General features: G+C 68.5%; 22 protein-coding genes. 12 read left to right on the plus strand and 10 right to left on the minus strand.

Features of this window, described 5'->3' with window-relative positions:
* Both ADL01_RS27625 and ADL01_RS27630 read left to right on the plus strand, forming a co-directional pair.
* Complete coding sequence (locus ADL01_RS27625; RefSeq protein WP_053744719.1) at positions 1–996, plus strand: hypothetical protein; 996 nt, start codon at positions 1–3, stop codon at positions 994–996.
* Complete coding sequence (locus ADL01_RS27630; protein WP_053744720.1) at positions 993–1871, plus strand: DUF6339 family protein; 879 nt, start codon at positions 993–995, stop codon at positions 1869–1871. The genes ADL01_RS27625 and ADL01_RS27630 overlap by 4 nt, the downstream gene beginning before the upstream one ends.
* Before the next feature lie 50 nt (positions 1872–1921).
* Here ADL01_RS27630 and ADL01_RS27635 read toward each other — a convergent pair whose 3' ends face one another.
* The 3 genes from ADL01_RS27635 to ADL01_RS27645 are packed head-to-tail and all read right to left on the minus strand — an operon-like array spanning position 1922 to position 4709.
* A complete protein-coding gene (locus ADL01_RS27635; protein WP_053744721.1) occupies positions 1922–3304 on the minus strand; it encodes a DNA cytosine methyltransferase in 1383 nt (460 codons plus the stop codon).
* Between the two features lie 11 nt (positions 3305–3315).
* The gene (locus tag ADL01_RS27640; RefSeq protein ID WP_053744722.1) at positions 3316–4311 is read right to left on the minus strand and encodes a DNA cytosine methyltransferase; all 996 of its coding nucleotides are present in this window, start codon (positions 4309–4311) and stop codon (positions 3316–3318) included.
* Entirely contained in the window at positions 4299–4709 is a 411-nt protein-coding gene (locus tag ADL01_RS27645; protein WP_053744723.1) for a very short patch repair endonuclease, read from the minus strand. The genes ADL01_RS27640 and ADL01_RS27645 overlap by 13 nt, the downstream gene beginning before the upstream one ends.
* Positions 4710–5138: 429 nt before the next feature.
* Between ADL01_RS27645 and ADL01_RS27650 the strand changes: the two genes are divergently transcribed.
* Positions 5139–5798 carry an HAD family hydrolase gene (locus ADL01_RS27650; protein WP_053744724.1) on the plus strand — a complete coding sequence of 220 codons (660 nt, stop codon included), beginning with the start codon at positions 5139–5141 and terminating at the stop codon, positions 5796–5798.
* Here ADL01_RS27650 and ADL01_RS27655 read toward each other — a convergent pair.
* Complete coding sequence (locus tag ADL01_RS27655; RefSeq protein ID WP_053744725.1) at positions 5779–7053, minus strand: hypothetical protein; 1275 nt, start codon at positions 7051–7053, stop codon at positions 5779–5781. The two genes, ADL01_RS27650 and ADL01_RS27655, sit on opposite strands and share 20 nt — an antisense overlap.
* Before the next feature lie 360 nt (positions 7054–7413).
* Between ADL01_RS27655 and ADL01_RS27660 the strand changes: the two genes are divergently transcribed.
* The 4 genes from ADL01_RS27660 to ADL01_RS27675 are packed head-to-tail and all read left to right on the plus strand — an operon-like array spanning position 7414 to position 10789.
* Positions 7414–7773: a hypothetical protein gene (locus tag ADL01_RS27660; protein WP_053744726.1), complete on the plus strand. Its 360-nt coding sequence runs from the start codon at positions 7414–7416 to the stop codon at positions 7771–7773.
* Positions 7774–7778: 5 nt separating this feature from the next.
* The gene (locus ADL01_RS27665) at positions 7779–9080 is read left to right on the plus strand and encodes a radical SAM protein (protein WP_053744727.1); all 1302 of its coding nucleotides are present in this window, start codon (positions 7779–7781) and stop codon (positions 9078–9080) included.
* Complete coding sequence (locus ADL01_RS27670; RefSeq protein ID WP_053744728.1) at positions 9077–9982, plus strand: radical SAM protein; 906 nt, start codon at positions 9077–9079, stop codon at positions 9980–9982. The genes ADL01_RS27665 and ADL01_RS27670 overlap by 4 nt, the downstream gene beginning before the upstream one ends.
* Before the next feature lie 36 nt (positions 9983–10018).
* Entirely contained in the window at positions 10019–10789 is a 771-nt protein-coding gene (locus ADL01_RS27675; RefSeq protein ID WP_053744729.1) for a hypothetical protein, read from the plus strand.
* Positions 10790–10848: 59 nt separating this feature from the next.
* Here ADL01_RS27675 and aspS read toward each other — a convergent pair whose 3' ends face one another.
* The 3 genes from aspS to ADL01_RS27690 form a co-directional block, all read right to left on the minus strand.
* Positions 10849–12159: an aspartate--tRNA(Asn) ligase gene (gene aspS / locus ADL01_RS27680; protein ID WP_053744730.1), complete on the minus strand. Its 1311-nt coding sequence runs from the start codon at positions 12157–12159 to the stop codon at positions 10849–10851.
* Positions 12160–12869: 710 nt separating this feature from the next.
* On the minus strand, positions 12870–15527 hold the full coding sequence (locus tag ADL01_RS27685; RefSeq protein WP_053744731.1) for a valine--tRNA ligase: 2658 nt from the start codon (positions 15525–15527) through the stop codon (positions 12870–12872).
* Between the two features lie 676 nt (positions 15528–16203).
* The gene (locus ADL01_RS27690; protein WP_053744741.1) at positions 16204–17112 is read right to left on the minus strand and encodes a LysR family transcriptional regulator; all 909 of its coding nucleotides are present in this window, start codon (positions 17110–17112) and stop codon (positions 16204–16206) included.
* Positions 17113–17245: 133 nt separating this feature from the next.
* Here ADL01_RS27690 and ADL01_RS27695 point away from each other — a divergent pair, with 133 nt between their 5' ends.
* The 3 genes from ADL01_RS27695 to ADL01_RS27705 all read left to right on the plus strand — a co-directional run bounded on the left by ADL01_RS27695 (position 17246) and on the right by ADL01_RS27705 (position 20862).
* Positions 17246–18364, plus strand: coding sequence for a PrpF domain-containing protein (locus tag ADL01_RS27695; protein ID WP_053744732.1), 1119 nt, complete (start codon positions 17246–17248; stop codon positions 18362–18364).
* On the plus strand, positions 18361–19845 hold the full coding sequence (dctA, locus tag ADL01_RS27700; protein ID WP_053744733.1) for a C4-dicarboxylate transporter DctA: 1485 nt from the start codon (positions 18361–18363) through the stop codon (positions 19843–19845). The genes ADL01_RS27695 and dctA overlap by 4 nt, the downstream gene beginning before the upstream one ends.
* A 195-nt stretch (positions 19846–20040) precedes the next feature.
* Positions 20041–20862, plus strand: coding sequence for an SDR family NAD(P)-dependent oxidoreductase (locus tag ADL01_RS27705; RefSeq protein WP_053744734.1), 822 nt, complete (start codon positions 20041–20043; stop codon positions 20860–20862).
* A gap of 48 nt (positions 20863–20910) precedes the next feature.
* Here ADL01_RS27705 and ADL01_RS27710 read toward each other — a convergent pair whose 3' ends face one another.
* From ADL01_RS27710 to ADL01_RS27720, 3 genes are all read right to left on the minus strand, one after another.
* Positions 20911–21876: a GNAT family N-acetyltransferase gene (locus tag ADL01_RS27710; RefSeq protein ID WP_053744735.1), complete on the minus strand. Its 966-nt coding sequence runs from the start codon at positions 21874–21876 to the stop codon at positions 20911–20913.
* A gap of 38 nt (positions 21877–21914) precedes the next feature.
* Positions 21915–22925 carry an SEC-C domain-containing protein gene (locus ADL01_RS27715; protein WP_053744736.1) on the minus strand — a complete coding sequence of 337 codons (1011 nt, stop codon included), beginning with the start codon at positions 22923–22925 and terminating at the stop codon, positions 21915–21917.
* A 129-nt stretch (positions 22926–23054) separates the two neighbouring features.
* Positions 23055–24530, minus strand: a complete 1476-nt coding sequence (locus tag ADL01_RS27720) for a beta-1,6-galactanase (RefSeq protein ID WP_053744737.1) — start codon at positions 24528–24530, stop codon at positions 23055–23057.
* A 257-nt stretch (positions 24531–24787) separates the two neighbouring features.
* Here ADL01_RS27720 and ADL01_RS27725 point away from each other — a divergent pair, with 257 nt between their 5' ends.
* Positions 24788–25594, plus strand: a complete 807-nt coding sequence (locus ADL01_RS27725; protein ID WP_053744738.1) for a class E sortase — start codon at positions 24788–24790, stop codon at positions 25592–25594.
* 67 nt (positions 25595–25661) lie between these two features.
* Positions 25662–25880, plus strand: a 219-nt coding sequence (locus tag ADL01_RS27730; RefSeq protein ID WP_053744742.1) for a hypothetical protein, incomplete at its 3' end; no start/stop codon positions are given.

The following is a 25880-nucleotide window of genomic DNA, read 5'->3' on the forward strand; positions in this document are numbered from 1 at the left end:
GTGAAGATCTACCCGTACAAGCGGCTCAACCGGCCGGTCACTCTCAGAGCGACCTCCGTTTCCCTCAGACTCTCGGACGGTACGCGCGACCAACTGGAGACCACCGCGTACTCGACCCAACAGCAGGCGGTCGCACTCGGCATCGCGGGTCGCAGCGACTGGGTGAGCGCCACGATCGGCCTCTCGGTGACGCTGCCGCCCGGGGCGAACGCGCCGGACGCGGCCTGGTCCGACCTGCGCGTCCTCGCCGTTCTGACAGACGGCGAGACCAATGTCCGCACCTCTGTGGCCCTCACACGTGACGCGGAGGACGGCCATGACTGGTCAGGCTCCCTGGAGGTGCTCCGTGACGATCACTTGGGTCGGGCCTCCCTCGCCGTCTACGCCGTCGGGACGGTGGACGGAATACACGGACGGTCGATCGCGGAGACCGATCGGAGCTGGATCGTCGACACGGTCTCCGACGATCCTGTCCGTGGGCTCCAACTGGACGTCCAGAAAGCCTCGTTCAGGAAGAGTTCCCGGGTGCGGTTGCATGCCTATGCGGACGCGCCCTGGATCGTGGACGCCTCAGCGAGAGTGCCTACCGTGTTCGTGAACACGGATGTCGAGGGGGTCATCGGGTTGTTGGACAGCCGCGGCTCCGGCGTGGACAGCAAGGTGCGTGACCTCCTGGTCGCCCAGATGGCCACCGACGTCTGGACCGCGGTGTTCCATGGCGCAATCGGTGACCTGGAGGTGGGACCCGGCGGCAGTCCGGTCTTCCCGACCGACTGGCAGGGCGAGGTGTTGCGGGAGATGCTCCCGGACGTGATTCCCGGCGTACAGGTCGAGGAGGCCCTACGACAGGTCCATCGCCGCCGTACCGGAGACTCGGGCTGGGTGGAACTGCAGACCCGCATCCACTACGCGGCGGTCCGTCGTGCGGATGCCACCAAGGCGCTCGCCTACGCCATCCGCAGCGTGGAACAGATGAACCGAGAGAGTGAGACGTGATCACCCCACCGAACCACGTACCGGAGCGCCTGGCGCTGCTCGACACCTCGGCTGTCGACCCGTTCCTCACCGAGGAACTGCTCAAGGGTGAGCATGTGCATGGCGGCATAGATCTCGCCAAGGTGGTCGACTCGCTGCCCGAGGACGACGCCAGGTGGTCGGTCGAGCCGATCCGGAGCCTGGTGGAGGACGCCATGTTCGAGTTCCGGGCAGACCGTACCCGAGCCGACGCGTGGCTCGCGCCACGGCTCCATGCCACGCTGCGCCTGACGCGGCGAGAGGCTGCGGACAAGCGTTTGTGGAACCACATCGCTCTGGCGGTGGCTCCCGACTACGTGGTCTGGCGCCACCTTTCGGAGCCGACGGCGAGCAAGCCGGGAAGGCGTGTAGCCGCGGAGCGCTTCCGGGGTCCTGCGGACCGGCAGTGTTTCTCGCGCCTGTGGTGGGCAGCTGAGCTGTTCAGGAACGGGGCGGACTACGAGCCGGTCACGACAGCCTGCGGAAACCAGGACCTCATTCACAGCGTTCTGAGGAAGGAGCTGATCGACCACCGCCCCACCGCTCAGGCTTTGGTCGGCTTGCTGAAGAGGGGGTTGGTCACCACCGGGCGAGAGATCGATGGCCTCAGCGTCGCGATCAATGCGGCTGGTGCAACCCTTGTCTACGACGTTCTCGCGCCGGACGCGCCTCGGAATTCGGCCGGTCTGCGAAGGTGGATCGAGGAGGCTGGATCGGCGGCGCCGGTGAGTCGGCGCGAACTCCCGGAGGGGCCCGACGAGGAGCCGGTTCCTGAGGAATCCGTGGCCGCGCTCACCGAGTACTTCGCGGAAATGTTCGACACCGCGCCGGTCAGGGGACGGAAGAACGCAGATTGAACAGACGGGGAGCACGTCCGCGAAGGATCTTCGCGGACGTGCTCCCCGTACTACTCCGATGTCTTCGAGTTGTTCTTGTTGCTCTTGCTTGGGCGCGCGGCGGAGGGTGGCGGCGCCTGATCCTCGGGTCGTGGGCACATGTCCGTGCAGGCATCAGCGGCCCCACAGCCTTGACTTCGCAGCTTCGCCCGCTGTTCCTCCGTGGCTGGCTGCCACGGCTCCCTCAACGCATCCGGATCCAGCTGGGGGAGCCCGAGTGCGGTGCTCAGCAGGTGTGCCCCGAACAGAGGCGGCACGGCGTTGCCCACCTGCTGGGACTGTGCCTTACCGGACCACGGATAGTCCGGCGGGAAGCTCTGCAGCATCCCCGCCTCGTTCATGCTGAACCGCGCGCCCTCGTAGACGATGTTCGCGTCGAGGTGTTGGAAGACCACGAAGCGGGAGATGCGGCCGGTGACGGTGAATGCGGGCTGTCGATCGCTCCGCACCCCGCGCCTCCCTGGGATTCCGGAGCTGCCGTAGTTCGAGCGGACCAGGAAAGGAGTGGCGCGTCCCGGATGTGTACCCACCGGGTCGGCAAGCACGTCACCCATCGACCTCCAGGGTCGCAGGCCCTTGTCACCGGTTTCCCCGTGTTCTTCGGTTCCTGGTGCCGTGCCCTCGTCGAGGGTCGGCTGATGAGCCTGGCCTGTTGCGGCTTGGTCGTCCTCGTTCCTACGGTTCCATTCCTTCGCGTTGTAGGAACGGTGGGTCCGCACGGGAAGTGAAGGCGCATCGAGCCCTTCACGACGAGCGATCAATACCGCGCGGGATCGCTTCTGAGGCACGCCGTAGGTCTCGGTGTCGAGGAGGCCGACAACGACCTTGTACTTGGTGCCGTCCGGAAGGCCCGCCCCCTGTAGCACCTTGGCGTAGTGGTGCCAGAGTTCTTCGACCGCGGGGACCTGTTCCAGGACGATGACGTCGTACGGGCGCTTCTCCCGGTTCGGGCTCCTGGTTGCCTGAATGGCGTATCGGAGGGGCTCGAGGACCAGCGCGGTGCGCGGATCGCTGAGAGTCTTCAGATCCTCGTCGATCGTCTCGTCGGATTCGCCCGCCGCCAGTCGCGCGATGTACTCCTTGACCTTGTTCAAGTTTTTGCGCCCAGCGCCGTGCCCAGCCACCGAGTAGGTTTGGCAAGGAGGTCCGCCGGCCAGCACGTTGATCTCCGGTGGCAGCGACTCGAAGGCATCTCTACGTACCGCGCTCACATCGGCGTGAAGGGTGTCCAGCCCAGCCGCGTATCGCGTCAGACAGGCGCTCTTGTCCCACTCGATGCCGAGACTCGGGATGTCGAGAGCGTGCCCCGCGACGTCCAGCCCTCCGGGCCCCGCGAAGAGATCCAGGACAAAGGGATTGTCGAGGATGGACTGGTGTGGCGCCGCGCTGGTCATGTGGCGGAATTCTAGCCGGCCGCGGAGGTTGCTGGATCCCGGTTCAACGCTTCGGCGACGGCTCGCCCCAGAGCTTCTCCCACGGGCGGCGGTGTCGCGTGCCCGATTTGGCGATATCGGGCGGTCTTGAGCCCCGCGATCTGCCACGATTCGGGGAAACCCTGCAACAGCGCGGCCTGCTCAGCCGTGATCTTCACCATGTTGTCCCTGCCGAGCTTGGGATCCCATATGAAGTCCGGACCGGGGACCAGGTCGCCCACCGTGTGCGCGTTGACGCCCATTGTCGCCCACTTCCGTTTGGCTCCGGTCGGTCCCAGATCGGCGCCCCCTCGGTTCTTCGAGCCACCGACCAGTGTCGGAGCCGGTTGATCGGCTTGGGCGGCCCAGAGGGCAGCCTCCTGCCATCCCCGTGAGGCCATGGACGACCCCAGAGCGGCACCGACCGTTGTCGGCTCGAGCACGGTGGGTGCCGGCGGTCGGAACGCGTCGGCTCGCGGCTGTTCGACCGCCACAAGGACGCCCTGCTTACGGTTCTGCGGTACGCCGAAGTCGACGGCGTTGGTGACGAACCAGCTGAACTCGTAACCCAGGTGCGCCAGTTCGGCCCGGGCGAAATCACGGAACTGCCGGTGCTTGTCCGAGTCGGCGAGCCCAGGGACGTTCTCGATGAGCACCGCCCGAGGCTTGATCGCATGGACGAGATAGACGGTGGCCTCCAACAGCCGCTCCTCCATCCCCGAATCCGTCCGTCCGACGGTCGCATTCGACTTCACCCGTGGCAGACCCGCCGCGAGTAGATCCACGTCGTAGCTCACGGGGTGCTCGGACGGGTCGAAGTCCAACAGATCGGCGCACAGCACGTTCCACTGTGGCCGGTTGGTCTTCAGGGTCCTGACGGCTACCTCGTCGTCGTCCAGCAGCAGGCGCGGTTCGAATCCCGCCCGCTCCAGGCCGAGGGCCAGGCCACCCGCTCCGGAACACACATCCACGAAGGTCAGTCCCCCCACGCTTCACGCCCCTTCGTTCCTTCTGCAAGACGTCGCTGCACAGTTGAAGCCACTCGCACGGCCACTTCCTCAGGTGCTTCATGCTCCCAGAACCGCAACACCATCCACCCCTCCGCGGTCAGATGCTCCGTCGTCTCCCGATCGCGGGCCATGTTCCGGTCCAGCTTGTTGCGCCACCATTCAGCGTTGGCCTTCGGCTGCGTCGCATGTTTCGGACACCCGTGCCAGAAGCACCCGTCGATCAGGACGGCCACCTTCGCCCGGGTGAACGCCACGTCGATCCGGCGTCGAGGCATGCCCGGCACCGGGTACTCCACGCGATAGCGCAGGCCCGCCGCGTACAGCAGGCGCCGCACGGCCAGTTCGGCGCTCGTGTCCTTGCTGGCTTGTCGGGACATGCGCGCGGAGACGCCGGGAGAAGAGGGCCTCACGCTGTCCCCTGCTGTCGAGCCTCAAAACGGACGTTGTCTCGGTCGATGACGATTTCATCCTGCCAGCTCGGGTCGATCGCATGGAATCGGATCAGCGGCCCTTGGATCCTACTGACGACTTCGCGGCGGCAAGAGCATGCCTTCCGAGTTCGTCAGCCCGCGACGTTGCCGTGACACTCCGCATGAACCCTCCCGACCCGCACCAACACCCAGACCCCGCTGCGGAGGCCAAGCCACCCGCCCCCGCGCCGCCAAAGTCGTCGCATACTGCGGCAACAACGCCCCGTCCCCCTCCGACGCCGCGGTCCCGAACTCCGTGCCGCGATGATCTGGCTCGAGGACCTCTTGCGAGCAGCCGATTGAACACGACAACACACGGGCCCTAACCTGCGGAGCATGATTCGTGCGGTGGTATTCGACGTGGGCGAGTGTCTTGTTGACGAGACCCGGGAGTACGGGACGTGGGCGGACTGGCTGGGCGTGCCACGGCACACCTTCGCGGCGATGTTCGGGGCGGTCATCGCGCAGGGGCGCGACTACCGCGAGACGTTCCAGGAGTTCCGGCCCGGGTTCGACCTGACTGAGGAGCGGGAGAAGCGCGCGGCTGCCGGAAAGCCGGAGTGGTTTGGCGAGGATGACCTCTACCCGGACGTCCGGCCCACCCTGTCTGCCCTTCGTGAAGCAGGGCTGTGGGTTGGCATTGCCGGGAACCAGACCGTACGGGCCGGCGGTCTGCTGCGAGGGCTGGACCTTCCTTCCGACATGATCGCCACCAGTGACGACTGGGGGGCGTCAAAGCCGGATGTCAGATTCTTCGAGCACGTCATCGAGTCGACGCCTGCCGAGCCTGGCGAGATCCTTTACGTCGGTGACCGGCTCGACAACGACATCCGCCCTGCTGTGCAGGCGGGGCTCCTGACCGCCCTCGTCCGGCGCGGCCCCTGGGGCACGATCCAGCAGCGCGATCCGGACGCGGACGCGATCACGACGATGCGCATCGATTCGCTGGCAGAACTGCCGGAAAAGATCGCTAAGTTCAACGCTGAAGGGCGCTGACCGTCGTGCCCCAGTCGTAGAGACGGTCGTCGAGGTTCCGGACGTACTGCTCGTTCTGCCAGGGAGCGAGCGTGCGCCGGACCTCGCGGATGCGATCCATACCGGTGGCGTACCAGGTGATAGCCAACTGGTCGAGGGCCATGATGGCGTATCTGCATGCCTCCTCCGGCTTGCCGTCCGCGGCTTCGACCGCAGCGAGGTCGCCAAGGACGACGGTGCGCTGTTTGTCCGACTCGGGTGGCAGACCGTCGAGTACGTCGTGGAGCGTCTGGCGAGCCTGCGGCAGGTGGCCGGCCTTCAACTGCGTGTTGCCTTTGAACGCGGACAGGCGGACGGGGCTGAACCAGTCCACCCAGTCGGGAGTGGCATGTTCGGAGCCGGCGGAGAGTGTGTCCTCGGCGCGGCGGACCAAGCGGAGGGCTGCGTGAGGATCTCCGCAGCGGGTCTCGCATTCCGCTTCTACGGCATCCAGCCACGCCCAGAACTCCGCCGACGCCTGCCCGCGGCGAGCGTAGGTACGGGCGGCCAGCATGCGCTCGGCTGCGGCTTCCCGGTCGTCTGCCCAGCCCGGGATGAAGGCCATGTGCGCGAGGATGGCCGCTCCGAGTAGCGGGTCGTCTGCTTCGCCTGCCGCCTGTAGAGCTCGCAGGAGGGTCTCTGAAGCCTGTCCTGGCTGTTGCAGGTCGAAGAACTCGATACGGCCGGCCAGCAGGTAGGACTCGGCCAGTGCGGCCGCGACGGTCTGACGGGCTGGGTTCGCCGTCTCTGGGAGGAGAGCGCAACCCAGACGGGCATGCTCCAGGATCGCCGGATGTAGCACGGCAGGGGCGACGGACCAGTACAGGTGCCGGTGCGCGCGGGTGACAGCCTCGAAATCGCTACCGACAGTCGCTGGCTGTGTTGTGGCTCCGCCTTGAGCGGGGACGGAAGCCAGCCTGGCTCCGGCGAGGGGTGCTCGGGGGGCGCTGCCGGTCGCGGTGCTGGGCTGGGTCCGTGTGCTTCCCCACGGAGGTGTGAATCCGAGGTCTTCCATGCTCTGCCCCAAGAGGTGGGTCAGGACCTGGTGCACATCGGGCTGCGGCCAGGGCGGTGAAGCGGATTCCCAGCGCCGGATCTGCCGGACGCCGACAGCCAGACCCCTGATGCCGAGGCTTGGCGCCACCTTGGTGATGGCGTCGGCCAAGGCTTGCTGGGAGTTGTATCCGGCAGCCAGACGGGCCGCTTTGAGTCTGATGTTGCCTGCGGGACGCGCCATGGATCTCCTCCGGGGCGAGCTCTCGTCAGAGAGCGACATGCGATGTCCTCATGGTGGCGCAAACACACCCACCCGAGAGCAACAAGGTCCCGTACAAGTCCTCTTGATGGCCTGTCAGAGTCCTCGAATAGGACCTCACGGGTCAGCATGATGTCACCACGTCACTGCGAAGCCACGTCTCACCACGGTGCTCTGCGCCGCAGAGCGGCGGGGCTGAAGACCCGGGGGCCTGCACAACCCCGTGCCCGGTTGTCGCAGTGCTGCCAAGCGCCGCCCCGCCCGCACTCCCCGAGCGGGGGGCGGTACCCGCCGGTCTCCGGGGGTTGTTCGAGTACATCCAGCGCACAGGAAGGATCAGCCATGCCTCAAGCCAGGCGAGAGAAGAAGGACCACCTGATCTACGCGGACGTCGTGGACTCCAAGTCCAAGGCAGGCGTGTGGATGGGGGAGCGAGCCTCCTTCCAGGAGAAGCAGGGCCGCATCATCGAGGCGCTCAAGGAGCGCAACGACTGGGTCGAGCTCAAGAACGCGATCATGGTCATCGGTACCGACCCGGCGGGCATCACGGTCATCGCGCCGAACCCGACGCTGCCCGGTGTGATCGTCCTCGCCGACGGTGGTTCCCCGGCCACTTCCGCGAAGCTCCAGGCCGCGGCCGAGGAGAAGGTCCGTGAGGTCATGGGTGAACTCGGGATCGTCGAAGAGGAAACGGCGGCCTGACCACCATGGCCGTCCCCCGGATCCTGTGGGGGAAGTACTTTCAGTACGAGCGGGACGGGGAAGCGGTTCTCCTCGATCCGGTTGCGCTGGACAGTGTGTTCATCGACTCCGGTGAGGTCCACGACCTCGCCGGGGTCCCCCCGACCGCGACTCATGAAGCCCTTGCCGGGCTCGGCTTCACCCCCGGCGGCCCCGTGGCCGACCGGCGCGAAGCGCTCCGTGACCGACTTCGATTCCTCGGCCTGGACGCCAGCCCCTCTCGCATCAGCGGTCTGCGCGTGGTGCTCACCGACCGCTGCAACATGGCGTGTACCTACTGCTTCGTCGATACGAACACCGGCAAGCCGGACATGACGAAGGAAGAGCTCTCGGCGGGCCTGGAGTTCCTGTTCGAGCAGAATGCCGGGCAGGAAGAGGTGTCCATCCAGTGGTTCGGCGGCGAGCCGACCATCCGCTTCGACCTCATGCAGTACGGCGACCAGCTCGCCGACACTCTCGCCGACCGCTACGACGTGGCGAGGGTGCGGCGCACAGTCGTCACCAACGGTGCCCGCCTGACCGACGATGCCCTCGACCACTTCGTCGCGTACGAGTACGGAGTCGGCATCTCCATTGATGGCCCTCCGGGCATCAACTCCGCGCACCGCCTTCTGCTCGGCGGCCAGCCCGCGGACGACCGGATTCGTCGTAACGTCGCCCGGTTCATCGAGGCCGATGGGCTGCATGTGGGCTGCAACCTCACCCCGACGGCCGCGAACATCGGACGCCTCGCCGAGACCGTCCGGTGGATCATCGATGACCTGGGGCTGAAGTTCATCTACGTCAACACGCCCATCCCTACCGCGGGCCGCTGGCAGGTCAACGGTGCCGACCTGGCGCGCGAGTTGTACGAGGCCCGGCTGAGCGCTCTGGCACGGGGCGGGATGCTGTTCTCCGTTCTGGACCGCGCCTTCCAGGCCCTGGACACCCGCCGGCCGATGCTGTTCGACCACATGCAGGGCGACCGCAGCCTGAACGCCGCCCTGCTGCCCGGCAGCCGGGTCAGCCTGTGCGACATCAACTTCACCGAGCCGTCGTTCCTGCGCACCCTCGATGAGGTGCGAGCCGGTCCGGACAGCCTGACCGGCGTGGCGAAGAGGGTCGCTCCCATCCCCGAGTGCGGGAACTGCCCGGCACTCGCGATCTGTGGCGGCCCGTCCCGCAACGAGCAGGCCCTCATCGGCGGCGATACCCCGGACCCCGAGATGTGCGCGTTCTACACGAGCACCGTGGAGATCGCTCTGTGGGACAACACGGGGGTGCAATGAGCGCCCACGTTCGCACGGCCCTGATCTCCACGGCAGGGCACTGCAAGGTGGCCTGCGGCTTCTGTTTCCGTGCCGACCGCGCTCACGGCTTCCTCGACACCGCGACCTACACCCGCACCCTGTCGCGGCTGAAGGAGACGGGCGTGGACGGGGTATGCCTGACCGGCGGCGAACCGACCCACCACCCGCAGCTCAGGCAACTCGTACGGCTGGCCCGCCAGTTCGGTATGTCGGTGTCGATGGTGACCTCAGCCCGTGCCGTGGCCGAGGTCGTCGCCCTCTCCACGGTGGCGCATCTGCTGGCCAACGTGACCGTCTCCGCCGACTCACAAGGAGCGATGCTGCTGGGACGCACTACCCGCACAGCGGCTTCGGCCATCGACACGCTGCGCGCGATCAGCACCGAGACGAAGATCCTGCACGTCACCTGCTGGGGCCTGAGCGACAGCGAGTGCCAGGAGCTGGCCGGCCTCGTATATGACGCAGGAGCGGAGGTCCAGTTCAGCCCGGTCGTCCTCGACGAGCGCGCCCTGCGCCGCGACGGCAAGTCGGTGCACGACTATCTGGTCCAGCAACATCTCGACGCCGACGTGCTGGGCCGCTACTTCAATCTGTCCGACCGGTACCGGGAGTACCTCGGCGAGCTGCGGGATCTTCAGCTGCCCGCCGCAGGGGGCGAGCGCTGGTCGTGCCGCTCGGCGACCGCCTACGTGTCCGCTGACGGGCACATGCGGCGCTGTCCCTACGGCCAGGCGTCTGTCAGTGTCCACTCGCCCCGTGCCGAGATCAGACAGTTCCTGACCGCTCCGGCGCAGGACCGGGTGACCCCGGACTGCGCTGCCATCTGCCGCCCCTCCGCCGCGTCCGACGAACGCAGTGCGTCGTGTGCCGCGCAGGCGTGAGGGCGGCCCAACACACACGACTCCAAGGACCGCTCTATGACGATCACGACACCTGACGACTTCACCCACCGATGGCGGCAGCCGCCGAATTTCCCGCTGGACGCTCGCTTCGACTACACGTTCCTGCCCGCCGTCGATGTCCTGGATCACGTCCGCAAAGACGAGGAGGTCCGGTTCACCATCCTCGGGGACGACGACTGGCAGGTGCGTATGGACCGCACCGTTGCCTTCCGTGCCGCCCCGCTCGATGAGATCGTGACCTGGCCGTTCCGGCTGGTGCACTTCAATCTCGGTCGCTTCTACGACGACCTCCTGAATGGCTTCCAGGAGGAGGTAATGGTCCCCTGGCGCACACACCTGTCCGCCCAGGGCTTCACCTGGCAGCGTCTGGCGCCCATCCTGTTCCTGTCCACCGAGGGCGCGTCCTCGACGTACCACAATGACAACTCGCACGGGCTGGTCTGGCAGGTCCACGGTGCCAAGACGTTCCACAGCTACCTCGACCCTGACCGGCATCTGTCGGCCTACGCCGCAGTCATCGGCGAGACGACCGGCGAGGAGCCGCCCGAGCACGATGCGGCCGATCGCCACTCCGTCACCATGCGGCCCGGAGACCAGCTGTGGAGCCACGCTCTGACACCCCATTGGGTCACCACTGAGTCGGAGCTCGCCATGAGCGTCACCCTCTCCCACGGCGGCCTGAACCACCAGGGCCTCTTTTCCGAGCGGGAGTTGGCACTGCGGGCCTACTGGGACAAGAACCCCTCCGAGGCGTGGATGCACGACCTGCGCAATGTCCGCTACTGAGACGGCGTCCCACGACACGAGGCTCCTGCCCCGTGTCGTGGGACGCAGCCACAACCGGGTTACGGAGTAAGCCGGTTCGGCCCGCGGAACAGGAAGGTCGCCTCGCGAATCGAGTCCAGGCCGAGCATGACCATCAGCACCCGGCCGAGGCCCATGCCGAGGCCCCCGTGCGGCGGGCACCCGTACCGGAACGCGTTCAGGTAGTCCTGCATCGGCTCCGGGCTCATGCCCTTCTCGGCGGCCTGCTTCAGCAGCACGTCGTACCGGTGCTCGCGCTGCGCGCCGGTGGTGACCTCCAGGCCCTTCCAGAGCAGGTCGAAGCTCAAGGTCACACTTGAGTCGTCGGCAGGCCGCATGTGGTAGAAGGGCCGGATGCCGACCGGGTAGTGCGTGATGAACACGAAGTCGTGTCCGGTGGCCTCCTTGATGTGGGCCGAGATGCTCCGCTCGCCCTCCGGGTCCAGGTCTTCCTTGACCCCTGCGGGGTCCCAGCCGCCCTTCCGCAGGATCTCGTGGGCCTCGGCCATGGTGATGCGGGGAAAGGGCGTCGTGGGGACGGTGACCTCGACGCCGAAGTGTTCGGCGATCGCCTCGCCGTGCGTGTCGGCGACCTTGGCGATGGCGTGGGCGAGCATCTGCTCCTCGAACGCCATGACGTCCTCGACGCCGTCGATCCAGGCCAGCTCGACGTCGACGCCGGTGAACTCGGTGGCGTGGCGGGAGGTGAACGACGGCTCGGCGCGGAAGACCGGCCCGATCTCGAAGATCTTGTCGACGCCGGCCGCGATCGCCATCTGCTTGAAGAACTGCGGCGACTGCGCCAGATAGGCGTTGCGGCCGAAGTAGCCGAGCTTGAAAACTTCCGCGCCGGACTCCGAGGCGGTGCCCATGAGCTTGGGGGTGTGCATCTCAGTGGCGCCCTGCGCGTAGGCGTACTCGCGCATGCCCTGTTCCAGGGTGGTCTGCACGGCGAACATCAGCTGGGTGGCGGGGCGGCGGCGCACGTCCAGGAAGCGCCAGTCCAACCGCTGCTCCAGGCCGGTGTGGTCGTCGATCGGCAGCGGCGTGGCGGCCCTGTTGAGGATTTCAACCGCCTCGGGGATGATCTCCAAGCCTCCGAGTTTGACCTGGGCGGCGTCGACGACACGGCCGGTGATACGGACGGCGGACTCGGGGGTGAGGGCTTCGAGTTGGGCCTCCAATGGCCCTTCGTCGCGCTTGTGGGTCACCTGCACCATGCCGGTGCTGTCCCGCACGACGACGAACTGCATCTTGCGCTGCAGGCGGAGGGTGTTCACCCATCCGCAGACGGAAACGGTACGGCCGACGTGTTCTCGCAGGTCGGAGACGTGTACGCGGCTGTGGATCATTGCGGTCCTCCGAAGGACATCGTCATGATCCCTTGGGAGTGCGGGCGAGAAGGGCAACTCGCGGTACCACCGCACTTTCGCCGCCACAGAGTGGCGGCCTCATTCAGGCCCGGTGACGGGGGCCGGCCGGCGGGGCATTGGACCACCAAGCGGGGTCGTTCCTCCCCGCGCTCAGGAGGGTCTTCGCCTCGGAGCGCGAGACCGCCTTCCCAGCTTCCGGCGGCTCTCTCTGCTCGCGTGATCCGTGGCTACTCGTCTCCGTCAACGCGTTGCCAGAAGGATACGGAGCGTGTGCTGGCGGTGGCAATCAAGAAACTCATTCGTGTAGGGGAGAACCTGCCGTGAGCGTGGCCGTGCGACGGGCGGTGGTCGCCGATTGCTGAGGAGCTCGCCCGGATCCGCCAGCTATCGCTGACGTGCCGACGAGCCTTGGACTACGCCGAGGGATCTGCCGCACGGTCCCTGGATCAAGGATTGCCAGGAAGCCTTCGCCGCTCTGCTCGGTGACCATGACACGGTCGCCGCGTTCGTGGCCGATGCCCGCACCAGGTCGCCTGGCTGTCGGCGCGGTGGGGCTTCTTCTGCCTCGGCTTTCAGGCCCCGCCAGCAGCAAGCCGTTTCGCCGCTGCGGATGTAAATCCCGTAGCCGTCGCGTACCTAAGCAAGGAGCCCCGGATGCACGGTCCGGGGCTCCTTCGTTGGCCTGGCTGCTAAGCAGACGGCAGGCCGTCGATCTGGCCCTGGAGCCGGACGATGTCCCCCTCCGCCTTGGCGAGGCGGGTGCGGATCTTGTCGACCACGTTGTCCGGGGCCTTGGCCAGGAACGCCTCGTTTCCGAGCTTGCCCGTCGCCTGGGCCTTCTCCTTCTCGGCCGCCGCGAGGTCCTTCGCGAGACGCTTACGCTCGGCCGCGACGTCGATCGTGCCGGACAGGTCGAGTGCGACCGTGGCGCCGGCGACGGGGAGAGTCGCAGTGGCGTTGAAGTCGTCGCCTTCCGCTTGGAGGCGCAGGAGTTGGCGGATGGCGGCTTCATGGGCGGCGAGCTGAGTGCCCGACAGGTCCAGGCGGGCCGGGACCTTCTGGCCCGGCTGCAGACCCTGGTCGGAACGGAAGCGGCGGACCTCCGTGATCACCCTCTGGAGGTTCTCGATCTCTGCCTCGGCCGCCGGGTCGCGGAATCCGCCCGGGGCGTCAGCCCCAGGAACAGACACAGTCGTCGGCCAGTCGGCGATCACGATGGATTCGCCGCCGGTCAGTGTCGTCCAGAGGCTCTCGGTGACGAACGGGACGACCGGGTGGAGAAGGCGCAGGGTGACGTCGAGGACCTCGCCCAGCACGCGGCCGGAGACCTTCGCCTGCTCGCCGCCCTCGAAGAAGGTCGTCTTCGACAGCTCGACGAACCAGTCGAAGACCTCGTCCCACGCGAAGTGGTAGAGGGAGTCGGCGAGCTTCGCGAACTGGTAGTCGTCGTAGTACGCGTCCGCCTCGGCGACGGTCGCGTTGAGCCGGGACAGGATCCACCGGTCCGTGGCCGAGAGCTTCTCGACGGGCGGGAGGTCGCCCTCGATCGTGGCGCCGTTCATGAGCGCGAAGCGCGTGGCGTTCCAGATCTTGTTGGCGAAGTTCCGGGACGCCTGGACCCAGTCCTCGCCGATCGGCACGTCCGTACCGGGGTTGGCGCCCTTGGCCAGGGTGAAGCGGACGGCGTCCGAGCCGTACTTGTCCATCCAGTCCAGCGGGTTCACGGTGTTGCCGAACGACTTCGACATCTTCTTGCCGAACTCGTCGCGGACCATGCCGTGGAACGCGATGGTGCGGAACGGCACTTCGCCGTCCATGGCGTAGAGGCCGAACATCATCATCCGGGCGACCCAGAAGAACATGAGGTCGTAGCCGGTGACGAGAACGGAGTTCGGATAGAACTTCTCGAGGTCTGGGGTCTGTTCCGGCCAGCCGAGGGTGGAGAAGGGCCACAGGCCGGAGGAGAACCAGGTGTCGAGGACGTCCGTGTCCTGGGTCCAGCCCTCGCCGGTCGGCGGCTGATCGTCGGGGCCGACGCAGACCGTCTCGCCGTTCGGGCCGTGCCAGACCGGGATGCGGTGGCCCCACCACAACTGCCGTGAGATACACCAGTCGTTGAGGTTGTCGACCCAGTCGAAGTACCGCTGGGACATGTCAGCGGGGTGGATGTTCACGCGTCCGTCGCGGACCGCGTCCCCGGCCGCCTTGGCGAGCGTCTCGACCTTGACCCACCACTGCAGGGACAGACGCGGTTCCAGCGTCGTCTTGCAGCGCGAGCAGTGGCCCACCGAGTGGACGTACGGGCGCTTCTCGGCGACGATCCGGCCGTCGGCGCGCAACGCGGCGACGATCGCGGAGCGGGCCTCGAAACGGTCCAGGCCCTGGAACGGACCGTGCACCGTGATGACGCCGCGCTCGTCCATGACGGTCAGCGACTCCAGGTCGTGCCGCTGGCCGATGGCGAAGTCGTTCGGGTCGTGGGCGGGCGTCACCTTGACCGCGCCGGTGCCGAACTCGGGGTCGACGTGGGTGTCCGCGACGACCGGGATGGAGCGGTCCGTCAGCGGCAGCTTGATCTGCCGGCCGATGAGATGCGCGTACCGCTCGTCGTCCGGGTGGACCGCGATCGCGGTGTCGCCGAGCATCGTCTCGGCACGGGTCGTCGCGACGACGAGAGTCTCGTCGCCCTCGCCGTACTTGATGGAGACGAGCTCGCCGTCGTCGTCCTGGTAGTCGACCTCGATGTCCGAGATGGCCGTCAGACAGCGCGGGCACCAGTTGATGATGCGCTCGGCGCGGTAGATCAGGCCGTCGTCGAACATCTTCTTGAAAACGGTCTGGACAGCCCTGGAGAGACCCTCGTCCATGGTGAAGCGGTCGCGGCTCCAGGCGACACCGTTGCCGAGGCGCTTCATCTGGCCGGCGATCTGACCGCCGGACTCGGCCTTCCACTGCCAGACACGGTCGACGAACGCCTCACGGCCGAGGTCGTGGCGGGACTTGCCCTCCTTGGCGAGCTCGCGCTCGACCACGTTCTGCGTGGCGATTCCGGCGTGGTCCATGCCGGGCTGCCACAGCGTCTCGTAGCCCTGCATGCGCTTGCGGCGGGTCAGGGCGTCGATCAACGTGTGCTCGAAGGCGTGGCCCAGGTGGAGGGAGCCGGTGACGTTCGGCGGCGGGATGACGATGGTGTACGCGGGCTTGTCGCTCTTCGCGTCGGCCTCGAAGTAACCCCGGTCTACCCAGCGCTCGTACAACATCCCCTCTACCTCGGCCGGCGCGTACTGAGTCGGCAGTTCGGGGGAGCTGTTCGGCCCACTGTCGGGGCGCTGAGTGTTGTCGGTCACGACGGCAATTCTAGGGGCCCGGGGTCTCTTCCCTCGCCGGACTTTCTCTCCGCTCGCGGGCCGTAGCCAGGGCATGAGAGCGGCCGCACGAAGGCAATCAAGTGTGACCAAGAACGCTCTCGTGCGGCCGCGCGCCAGCCTACCCTTCTGAGGATCCCCGTGCGGAGCCCGCTCGCAGGATGGCGGCGCAGGTCGTTGAGGGACTACAAACGGGCTGACCCCGGTGGTCGGTCGCAGTTCAGTCGGTCATGAACCGATCCCAGTACCCCCGAGGAAACTCGGACGGGTCGGTACTTCGCGCAGATCCCTGCAGTAGCTGGCCCTCCTGGGGATCGACGACAGATGCCGTCTCAGGGACGGGTTCCGTCGTCCGTGGCAACGGCGGATGGCCGAACGAGCCTTCTGCTGAACGGCGGTCAGGGTTCACGAGGCACCTCGGGTTGCTTGACGCAGGTCCACTTGGACCCGTCCCCATACTGCAGGTTCCCCCGCGACTCCACCCCGTTGGTGGCAATCGCGTAACCGCATCCTTCGAGACGGTAGTTCTGGCGGCCGTCCCTGGAAGTCGAGTTGCAGCCGACCGTGAAGGCGGTGTCGTTGATCTGGCTGCCGTGGTTATCTCGGCGAAGACATCGGCGGGGAAGCCGTCGCCCCGCCAGACGTACGACGCCGCCCCTCAGGCCCCCGCCCCCACCCCCGCGCTGTCGCGCAAAAACCCCGCGAAGGCCAAGGCGGCCGGAGTCAGCACATGGTCGCTCATGCGCACGAGAAGGATGCGCCGCACCGGAGCAGGAGGCTGTAGCGGCAGGATGCTGACGCCGCCTCGGATGCCCTCCAGGGCCAGGGTGGGGGCGAGGGCGACGCCGATGCCGGCGGCGACCATGGCCTGGGCCTCCTGGTAGTCGTGGGCCTCGTAGGCGATCTGGGGCTCGAAACCGGCCGCGTGGCAGCTGCGGGCGAGGGCCTCTGCCACCGGGTGGTTCTCGGCGCGGGTGATCCAGGGGTCGTTCGCGAAGTCGGCGAGGGAGGCCGAGGGGCGGCCGGCGAGTGGGTGGTCGTTGCTGACGAGGAGGGTCGGGGGGTCGTCGGCGAGTGGCGTGACGACGATGTCCTGGCGGTCGATGCGGTTCCAGTCGTAGTCCCACATCAGGGACAGCTCGATCTCCCGGTTCTCCAGCATCGCCCACAGGCCCGCGATACGGGCGCTGCGCACCGCCAGCCGTATGTCCGGATGCGCTTCCCGGAAGGCGATCACGGCCCGGGGGAGGAGGGAGGCGCCGACGGTGGGGAAGGTGCCGACCCGCAGGGTGCCCGCGCGCAGGCCCGCGAAGTCGGCGAGTTCGTTCTCCGCGGCCGTCAGCTCGCGCTCGATCCGCGCCCCGCGTTCGGCCAGGGCGCGGCCCGCGTCGGTGACGGTGACCCCTCGCGCATGGCGCTCCAGCAGGGGCTGCCCTGCTTCCGCCTCCAGGCGGCTGACCTGCTGGGACACCGCTGACGGCGTGTAGTTGAGGGCCCGTGCGGTCGCGGTGACCGAGCCCCGGCGGGCGACCTCGGTGAAGAGCAGGATGCGCCGGACGTCGAGCACCACGTTACCTCCAGCGTTAATTACAGCTTAATGCCCATGCAGATTTCCGAGATTGTACTTCACGCTCTCCGCCCCCACTGTGGATCGCACCCCACGGAAGTGCCGTCGGGCGGGGTTTCGTAAGGAGTCTGTTGTGTTGCGTCTGCAGGGCGAGATGATCCGCGGCGGGACCAGCAAGTGCTGGATCTTCGACCACCAGGACGTGGTGGCGACCGGCGTGGACGTCGACACCCTCCTGCTCGCCGCCTACAACGCCGCCGACCCGCGCCAGATCGACGGCGTCGGCGGTGCCTCGTCCACCACTTCCAAGGCCGCGATCGTCCGGGCCTCGGACGAGCCGGGCGTCGACGTCGAGTACGCCTTCGCGCAGGTCGGCATCGGTGACGCGCGGGTCGAGTGGGCCAGCAACTGCGGCAACTGCGCCACCGCCGTCGCCCTGTACGCCGTACACAACGGCCTAGTACCGATCACGTCGGAGACCACCAGGGTGCGGATGCGCAACGTCAACACCGGAGCCCGACTGACCGGCGCCATCCCCACCCCCGGCCGTACGGCCCCTGACGAGGGCACGGCCTCGGTGCCGGGCACCGCCGCGCTCGGTGTGCCGGTCCTGCTCGGCTTCGAGGACCCGGCGGGTTCGACGACGGGTCGCGCCCTGCCGACGGGCCGCGCCGTGGACACCCTGACCGGCCCGGCCGGCCGGATCGAGGTGTCTCTGGTCGACGCCGGAGCCCCGGCCGCGCTGTTCGAGGCCAAGGCGTTCGGCCTCCAGGGCACCGAGTCCCTGACCGAGTTCGCCGCAGCGCTGCCCGCGCTCACCGTGCTGCGCCGGCAGGCCGCCCTGGCCATGGGGCTGGTCAAGGAGGAGGATCCCGTCAGCCACGCCGTGCCGAAGGTCGGCGTCGTCGCCCGCCCCGCCGCCTACCGCACCACCGACGGCATCCCGGTCGCCCCGGACGAGTACGACCTGGCCGTCCGCATGGTCTCCATGCACGCCCCGCACCCGGCGATCGGTCTCACCTCGGCCGTCGCGCTGGCCACCGCTGCCGCCACCCCCGGCACCCTCGCCCACCGCGTCGCCCGGCAGACCGCCGACGGCACGCTGCGCCTGGGCACCCCGGCCGGTGTCATCACCGCCCGAGCCGTCCCCGCGGCGGACGGCACGTCTCCCACGGTGCTGCTGCACCGCGCCGCCCGCCGTATCGCCCGAGCCGAACTCCTCGTTCCCGTCCTGGAAGGACGCCCCGCATGAGCCGCAACGACGCCGCCACCCCGGGCACCGTCACCGCTCCACCCGGCCGAATCCGCCGAATGCTGTCCCTGCTGTACGTCCAGTGCCTGATCGGTGTCCTCGCCGGAGCTGCCGTCGGCTGGCTGTGGCCGTCGTTCGGAGCCGAGCTGAAGCCCCTGGGGGACGGCTTCATCGCGCTCGTACGCATGATGATCGCGCCGGTCATCTTCTGTACGGTCGTCCACGGCATCGCCTCCATGGGCAGCGCGCGTGCCGTCGGCCGGGTCAGTCTCAAGGCGCTGATCTACTTCGAGGTCCTGACCACCGTCGCCATGGTGATCGGCCTGGTCGTCGTCAACGTCGTCCAGCCCGGCAGCGGACTGCACGTCGATCCCTCCACCCTCTCCACCGAGGGCCTGCCGCCGGCGGCGACCGAGAGCCACGAGAGTGTCGCCGCCTTCATTCTGTCCACCATTCCGGACACCCTGGCGAGCGCGCTGACCGGCCACGAGATCCTGCCGGTGCTTCTGGTCTCGGTCCTGTTCGGCTTCGGCCTGAACGCCGCCGGCGAGGCGGGTGCGGGGATAACCCGGGGCGTCGAGAACCTGTCCAAGGTCCTGTTCACGCTCATCCGCTGGCTCATGCGGCTGGCCCCGATCGGCGCCTTCGGCTCCATGGCCTTCACCATCGGCAACTACGGTCTGGACACCCTGCGCCACCTCTTTCTGCTGGTCGGCTCCTTCTGGCTCACCGCCCTGTTCTTCGTCCTGGTCGTCCTCGGCTCGGTCATGCGTCTCAACGGCCTGCGCCTGCTGCCCTTCCTCCGCTACATCAAGGAGGAGCTGCTGATCGTCCTCGGCACCTCGTCCAGCGAGCCGGTGCTGCCGCGAATGATGGCCAAACTGGAGTACGCCGGCGCCTCCAAGCCGGTCGTGGGGATCACGCTGCCCGCCGGATACTCCTTCAACCTCGACGGCACCGCGATCTACCTGACCATGGGCTCGGTCTTCCTCGCGCAGGCCCTTGGCATCGACCTCAGCCTCACCCAGCAACTGTCGATGCTCGCCGTCATGCTGCTCACGTCCAAGGGCGCCGCCGGCGTCACCGGCTCCGGCTTCATCGCCCTGGCGGCCACGCTCAGCGCCGTACCGCACGTGCCCGTCGCCGCCCTGGCCCTCATCTTCGGCATCGACCGCTTCATGTCCGAGGCCCGTGCCCTGACCAGCGTCGTGGGCAACGGCGTCGCCACCCTGGCGGTGGCCAAGTGGGAGGGGCAGCTCGACGTGGACCGGGCCAGGGCCGTCCTGCGTGGCGAGATCCCGTTTACCGCCGACTCCGAGACCGACCGCGTCCATGAGCCGCAAGGTGACCCGCAGTCGCCGGCCGACACGGCGACACCCAGCGCGAAGCTCGACGAGACCGACGAGACCGACGAGAGCGAGGCGGCCGACCCGAAGTCGGTGGCCGGATCGGACCGTGACCCCGTGCCCACCGCCGGCTGACGCCTCCCACACCAACGCGGCCGGTCCGGGGCCTGTACTCCGGACCGGCCTCTTTGTCGCGATCGGACACCAGCGAAGAGCTGACCGACCGATCCTGCCGCCCGGACGCCGCACAACGGCAATCGCCGAAGCCGTCCACACCATCAACTGCCCCCACCCGCACTCCTCTTACCCCCGGTCGCTACCTTGGCCGCCATGACCCGCACCCCCCAAAACGACCAGTCTCCCCACCACACGAACCACCCCCACCCCCTCACCGGCAAGGTCGTCGTGGTGACCGGCGCGGCCCGGGGACAGGGTGCCGCCGAGGCCGAGGCGCTCGCCCGCGCCGGAGCCACGGTGATCGCAACCGACGTACACCCGGGCGGAGTTGACGACTGCCGGAAGCTGGACGTCGCCGCCGAGGCCGACTGGGCCGCGCTCGCCGCCGAGCTCCGTGACACGTACGGCCATGTCCACGGCCTCGTCAACAACGCGGGCGTCATCCGGCGGGACCGCCTCGGCGACGTACGCCCCGACGACTTCGCGTACGTGCAGTCGGTGAACACCACCGGGCCGCTGCTCGGCATCCAGTACCTCGCGCCGCTGATGCCGCCCGGCTCGTCCATCGTGAACATCGGGTCGTCCGCCGCACTCACCGCCTACTACCCGGTGGCGTACACCGCCAGCAAGTGGGCCTTGCGAGGCGTGTCCAAGATCGCGGCAACGGAGTTGGGCCCGCGCGGTATCCGTGTGAACACGGTTCACCCGGGTTACATCGAGACCGAGATGACCGCGGCCGCCACCCCGGCGTTCCGGGAAGCGATGTTCCGGGAGACCCCGCTCGGCCGCAGCGGCACCGTCGACGACATCGCGCCCCTCGTCGTCTTCCTCCTCTCCGACGCGTCCTCCTTCATCACCGGAGCGGAGATCCCGGTGGACGGAGGCCTCACCGTGCACGGCGGAGTCAAGTCGATCTCGGACGCGATGCGGCCGGCGTCGGTGCCGGTGCCGGGGTCGAGGTCGGGACCGGAGTAGCCCACCGTCGGGTGAGACCGGCCCATGGCCCGTGGTGCCGGGCCGCTGTCAGGCGCTCACCGCTGCCCGGCCCCCCGTCTTGATGAGCGGCGCGTCTCGCGTGAACGGCCGGAACCCGACGCCGTAGTACAGCCCGCGCGCCTTGGGATGCCCCGGCGCGCCCAGGCAGGCGACCGTCATGTGGGTGGCCCCGGCCGCCCGCGCCAGGTGCATGCCGTGCAGCAGCATCGCCCTGCCCAGCCCGAGCCGCCGGAAGTCCGGATGCGTGCCGACCGGCTCGAATTCGGCGGTCCTGTTCATCTCGTCGAGCCACATGATGGTCGACGCGGCCATCGTGCCGTCCGGCGCCTGGACCAGGACGTGCAGGTCACCGCGGTACGGCGGTGTCCGCCTGACGCACTCGTAGGCCTCGGTCGAGTACGGCGACGGAGCCCAGGCGTCGACATGGGCCTGGACCACGGCCGCCGCACCGGCCTCGTCGGCGGTGCGGAACCGGAAGCCGTCCGGCAGCACCGGTCGCTCCAGGTCGTCGAGGTCGCGCTGGTTGAGCTGGGTCCAGGAGCCGGTTTCGCCGAGCGCCGCCGTGTCGGTCTCGTAGCCGTGGGTGGCCCATCGGCTCAGGGCGAACTCGTCGGCCGACACCGGCAGCACCGTGCGCTCGAGACCGGCCGCCACGCTGTCGTACCAGGCGATCACCTCGTCCACCAGCTCACCGTGGTCGGGGTGGACCTGGTGGGCCAGATAGGCGCCGGTGACATCCTTGACCGACCCGTCGCTCCGCCGCACCCGGTGCGGCAGCTGGGCCCAGCCCCACGCGACCAGTTCGCCACCGGAGAACCACAGCCGGCGCAGCCGGCTCCCGCTCTCGTACGGGTGCCCTCTGCCCCAGTTCCAGGCCAGCTCGCCGTACGACGCGTCGGCGTTCACCAGATCGGGGCGCACGGCGGTGACGCGCTGCGCCAGGCCCTGCATGAGCCGCACGTCCGTGGCGGTCAGGAGCTCGGAGTCATCCATGGTGCGTCACTGTGCCAGGGCCCCGCGAAGCCATCGAGCTATTTTCCGTGGCACCCCTCATAGGCGGCCCCCGACCCGCACCAGCAGGCCGCCCCCCGCTGCGGAGGCCACCCCACGGCGAGTCCTCGGGCCGCGAGCGTCGTCGCGTACTGCGGCAGCAGCTCCGTCTCCCCCGGAGACGCCCCCTCCGAGGCCGCGAACGCCTCGTAGGAAGGCACTGTCCCGGTGACGATCCCCAGGTTCGCCGTGCCGGAAGCCGCCAGCTCCCGCAGCGAGGCCTCTATCGTCGCCAGGTGGTCGTCGTGCGAGGGGTACTCGTCCGCCAGGGCCGGATACGCGGCGACCAGCTCCGCCAGTTCGTCCGCCGGCCAGTGCAGCACCGCCACCGGGAAGGGGCGGGACAGCGCCTGCCGGAACGCGCCCAACTCCGCACGCAGCCGCGAGATCTCCGCCTTCAGCTCCGCCGGATTGTCGGAGCCGAGGGACCAGACCCTCTTCGGGTCGTGGAGCTCGTCCAGCGACACCGGCGACGAGTGCACGGAGTCCGCGAGCCGGTCCCAGTCGTCGTGGGCCACGCCCAGCATCCGGCGGACGCGGTGGCGGCCGTAGAGAACGGGGTGGGTCGAGTACGGGGGTTCCTGCGCGTCCGAGACCAGCAGGCGGGCCGCCTCCGTGAACGTCTCGTGCGCCGCCTCCAACTCGTCGTGCGCCTCCAGGGACTCCGCGACGATCACCCAGGGGGCGGGGTCGCGGGGGCCGGCCGCGCGGACGCCGTCGATGATCGCGCGGGCCTCCGCCTCGTGGCCGTACTCCCACAGGTTCGATGCCTTGAGGGCCCGTACGAGATGGGGGTTGTCCAGGTCGGTCGGGGACTGGAGCAGACGGTCGTACAGGGCTGTCGCGGCGGGGCGGTCGCCGGCCAGTTCCCAGTGGGCCGAGGCCTGCACCAGCAGGTGTTCGGCGTCCTCGGGGTAGAGGCCGGCGGTCCGCTCCAGGCGGGCCGCTTCGGCGATGTGGTCGACGTTTTCCTCGGGCGTGTCGGGGCGCATGGGATCACCGTACTGCTGACGACCGACAATGAAGAGAGACGGTCGGCACACTGCCGCGGGAGCGGTGGTGGGGGAGGGAAGCCGCCTGGCCCGGGGGCCTGACCTCCTCGGTGACTCAGCCCCGGTGACTCAGATCGTCACCCCGTCCACCTGCAAGGTCTGCACCGCGCCCGCCGCGAACGGCACGGCCACCGTCTTGCCGCTCAGGAACCTGTCCGAGCGGGCCGTGTAGAGGTCGCCGCCGCCACCTGTCACCGTGTTCCAGCGGGGGACCACGCCGCCCGAACCGCCCGTCACCGTGGCGAAGTTGCCGAGGTTGAAGGTCAGGGTCTGGGCCGAGGAGGACGTGTTCAGGGCGACGATCACCAGGCGCTTCGCGCTCGCGTCGTACGCCGCCACCGCGTAGTCGACGCCCGTGTCGAGGATCGTCATGCCGGGGCGGATGTGGCGGCTGAACTGGGCCATCACATAGTGCTTCGTCTGGACGGTCGTCGGCTGGAGGGTCTTCTCGTCGTAGGCGACCATCGCCCAGCCCGCCGTCGGGTCCATGACCTGCCAGTACACCCAGGCCGTGGGGTGCAGCCAGCGGAAGTCCATGAGGAGGTTCGACGCCAGGGTGCGGCCGGTCCCGTCCTTGTCGCCCGTCTCCGAGTTCCACAGCTTCTTGCCGGACGTCGTCACCACGTCCGTGTAGAGCAGGTCGCGGCGGCCCCCCGAACCCTGGTAGCCGTGCACGTTGACCTGGCCGACCAGGGCCTTCGTCGACGAACCGAAGGCCGCCCAGGTCGAGCGGGCGGTGTCGATGTTCGTCTCGTCCGACGCCGAGATCCTGATCCCCGTCAGGCCCCGCTTGTCCAACTCGCTTCTCATGAACGGGAGTACGGCGGCCTGGACCGAGGCGTCCATGTGGCAGCCCTCCTGCGTGCCGGTGGACGTCCACCAGTTCGCCGAGGGCTCGTTGAAGGGGTCCACCGTCGCGAAGTTCACGCCCCAGTTGTTCTTGGCGCGGAGGGCCACGGCGGCCAGGTGCGAGGCGTGCTGGCGGTAGTTCCACGTCGTGAGGTTGTTGCCGCCGCCCGAGGCGCCCGACGGATTGTGGTTCGCACACATCCACCACATCGGCGAGTTGGCGAACAGCTCGGTCGTCGCCCCGCGTGCCACCGCCTTCGTCAGCGCCGCCCGCTGCTTGGCGTCCGCCGACCAGTTCCACGCCGAGGACGCCGGGTCCTCGTTGTTCCAGTCCTGCCAGTAGCCCTCGATCTGCTTGAACGCCGGGATGTTCGGCGACGCCACCATCTTCTCGCCGCCCACGCTGTTCCAGCTGGACGCGCCGAGGTTGTAGCGGGCGATGTTCAGGCCCAGGCCGGGCAGTGAAGTCCCGTTGTACGTGACCGACTTGGTCGTGAAGAAGAGGTCGGCGAAGTCGTCCCGGGCGCCGAACACGTTCGCCCACCAGGCGAGCGAGGTGCCCCAGCCCTCCCACGTCCCGAACTTGGCGGCGGGGTTGACCGTGATGGTGGCGTCGGCTCGCGCGGTGCCCGTGGCCAGGGCACTGCCGAGAACCGTGCCGCCTGCCGCGGCCAGCAGGGATCTGCGTCGGATCATGACTTCTCCGTCCGGATTACGACCTTCCGTTCATGTCACGACGAAGCATCGGGCGCGGTGAGCGAATTTGTCGAGAGTTGTGCCACCCCTTTTTAAAACCATTGGACAAAGCGTGCTCACGGGGAGGAGACGGACACGGTGCGTGCTGTTCGCCGCGCCAGGGAACCGGTTTCAAGCTCCCTCCCGGGCCTGGTGACTTCGCGAGGTCTGGCCTATCGTGCGGCCGGACCCATGTGAGGCGCGAAGGAGGCGTACGCATGCGGGCTCGGGCTCCAGTGGTACGCCACCGCACACTCCGCCGACGTGCCCTCCGCCGCCGCGCGCTGTGGACCTGCGGCGAGCTTCTCGTCACCCTCGGTACGGTCCTCGCGCTCCTCGTCGTCCACCAGCTGTGGTGGACCAACCGGCAGGCCGAGCGGGGCGCCTGGCAGGAGGTGCGGGCCCTGGAGAAGCAGTGGGGCAGCCCCGCGAGCGGCTCCGGTGCCGCCGATGACGCCACGGCTGTCTCCGGTTCCGGCGGCCACCCGGACCCCTCCGGCTCCGCCACCCCCTCCGGCGGCGAGGGAGCGGACGGCACTCGCCGCGCCAACTCCCGCTCACCCACGCCGCGTTGGTCCCAGGCGTACGCCGTCCTCAGCATCCCCCGGCTCGGCCTGCGCGTCCCCGTCGCCGAGGGCGTCAGCAAGTCGCGCGTCCTCAACAAGGGGTACGTCGGGCACTACCCCGGCACCCAGCAGCCTGGCCAGGCCGGAAACTTCGCCGTCGCCGGGCACCGCAACACCCACGGCGAACCCTTCCGGTACGTCAACCGGCTGCGACGCGGGGACGCCGTCCAGGTCGAGACGGCCGACGCGGTGTACTCGTACACCGTCGACCGGACGCTCCCGCAGACCTCCGCCCGCGACGACGGCGCGATCAGGGCCGTACCCCGCTCCACCGTCAGGCCGGCCTACGGCTACCGCAGCCCCGGCTACTACCTCACCCTCACCACCTGCACCCCGGAGTACACGTCCCGTTACCGTCTGGTCGTCTGGGGCAAGCTCACGTCGATGCGGCTGCGCTGAGCCGGAGCCGGGCATCCTGTATAACGAACGGCAGGGAAGTGACTGGGCGAAGGAAGGGGGCGTGGGCATGATCCGGAGCTGGAGTCCGGTCCGGGTGGACCCGCGTACCGCCGCCGCGCTGTTCCTGCTCCTCATCGAGGTCGCGCTGCTCGACACCGGCAGCCTCTCCGCCGCCGTCGCCCTCGCGGCGACCGCAGCGGCCGGGTCCGCGTTCGTCGCCTGCTCGCTCATCGCCTCCCGCCTCGCGCCCGCCGTGCCGCCCACCCGGGTCCGTACGGCCATCCGC

Origin of the sequence: Streptomyces sp. NRRL WC-3618 (assembly GCF_001280005.1) — a bacterium.
Taxonomy (GTDB): Bacteria; Actinomycetota; Actinomycetes; order Streptomycetales; family Streptomycetaceae; genus Streptomyces.

Bases quoted from the DNA above. Each gene is read 5' to 3' on its own strand.
- ADL01_RS27720 (WP_053744737.1), bottom strand. From the start codon at position 24,530: ATGATCCGACGCAGATCCCTGCTGGCCGCGGCAGGCGGCACGGTTCTC.
- ADL01_RS27670 (WP_053744728.1), top strand. From the start codon at position 9,077: ATGAGCGCCCACGTTCGCACGGCCCTGATCTCCACGGCAGGGCACTGC.
- ADL01_RS27710 (WP_053744735.1), bottom strand. From the start codon at position 21,876: ATGGATGACTCCGAGCTCCTGACCGCCACGGACGTGCGGCTCATGCAG.
- ADL01_RS27635 (WP_053744721.1), bottom strand. From the start codon at position 3,304: ATGACCAGCGCGGCGCCACACCAGTCCATCCTCGACAATCCCTTTGTC.
- ADL01_RS27725 (WP_053744738.1), top strand. From the start codon at position 24,788: ATGCGGGCTCGGGCTCCAGTGGTACGCCACCGCACACTCCGCCGACGT.
- dctA (WP_053744733.1), top strand. From the start codon at position 18,361: ATGAGCCGCAACGACGCCGCCACCCCGGGCACCGTCACCGCTCCACCC.
- ADL01_RS27705 (WP_053744734.1), top strand. From the start codon at position 20,041: ATGACCCGCACCCCCCAAAACGACCAGTCTCCCCACCACACGAACCAC.
- ADL01_RS27665 (WP_053744727.1), top strand. From the start codon at position 7,779: ATGGCCGTCCCCCGGATCCTGTGGGGGAAGTACTTTCAGTACGAGCGG.
- aspS (WP_053744730.1), bottom strand. From the start codon at position 12,159: ATGATCCACAGCCGCGTACACGTCTCCGACCTGCGAGAACACGTCGGC.
- ADL01_RS27715 (WP_053744736.1), bottom strand. From the start codon at position 22,925: ATGCGCCCCGACACGCCCGAGGAAAACGTCGACCACATCGCCGAAGCG.
- ADL01_RS27645 (WP_053744723.1), bottom strand. From the start codon at position 4,709: ATGTCCCGACAAGCCAGCAAGGACACGAGCGCCGAACTGGCCGTGCGG.
- ADL01_RS27660 (WP_053744726.1), top strand. From the start codon at position 7,414: ATGCCTCAAGCCAGGCGAGAGAAGAAGGACCACCTGATCTACGCGGAC.
- ADL01_RS27675 (WP_053744729.1), top strand. From the start codon at position 10,019: ATGACGATCACGACACCTGACGACTTCACCCACCGATGGCGGCAGCCG.
- ADL01_RS27655 (WP_053744725.1), bottom strand. From the start codon at position 7,053: ATGGCGCGTCCCGCAGGCAACATCAGACTCAAAGCGGCCCGTCTGGCT.
- ADL01_RS27650 (WP_053744724.1), top strand. From the start codon at position 5,139: ATGATTCGTGCGGTGGTATTCGACGTGGGCGAGTGTCTTGTTGACGAG.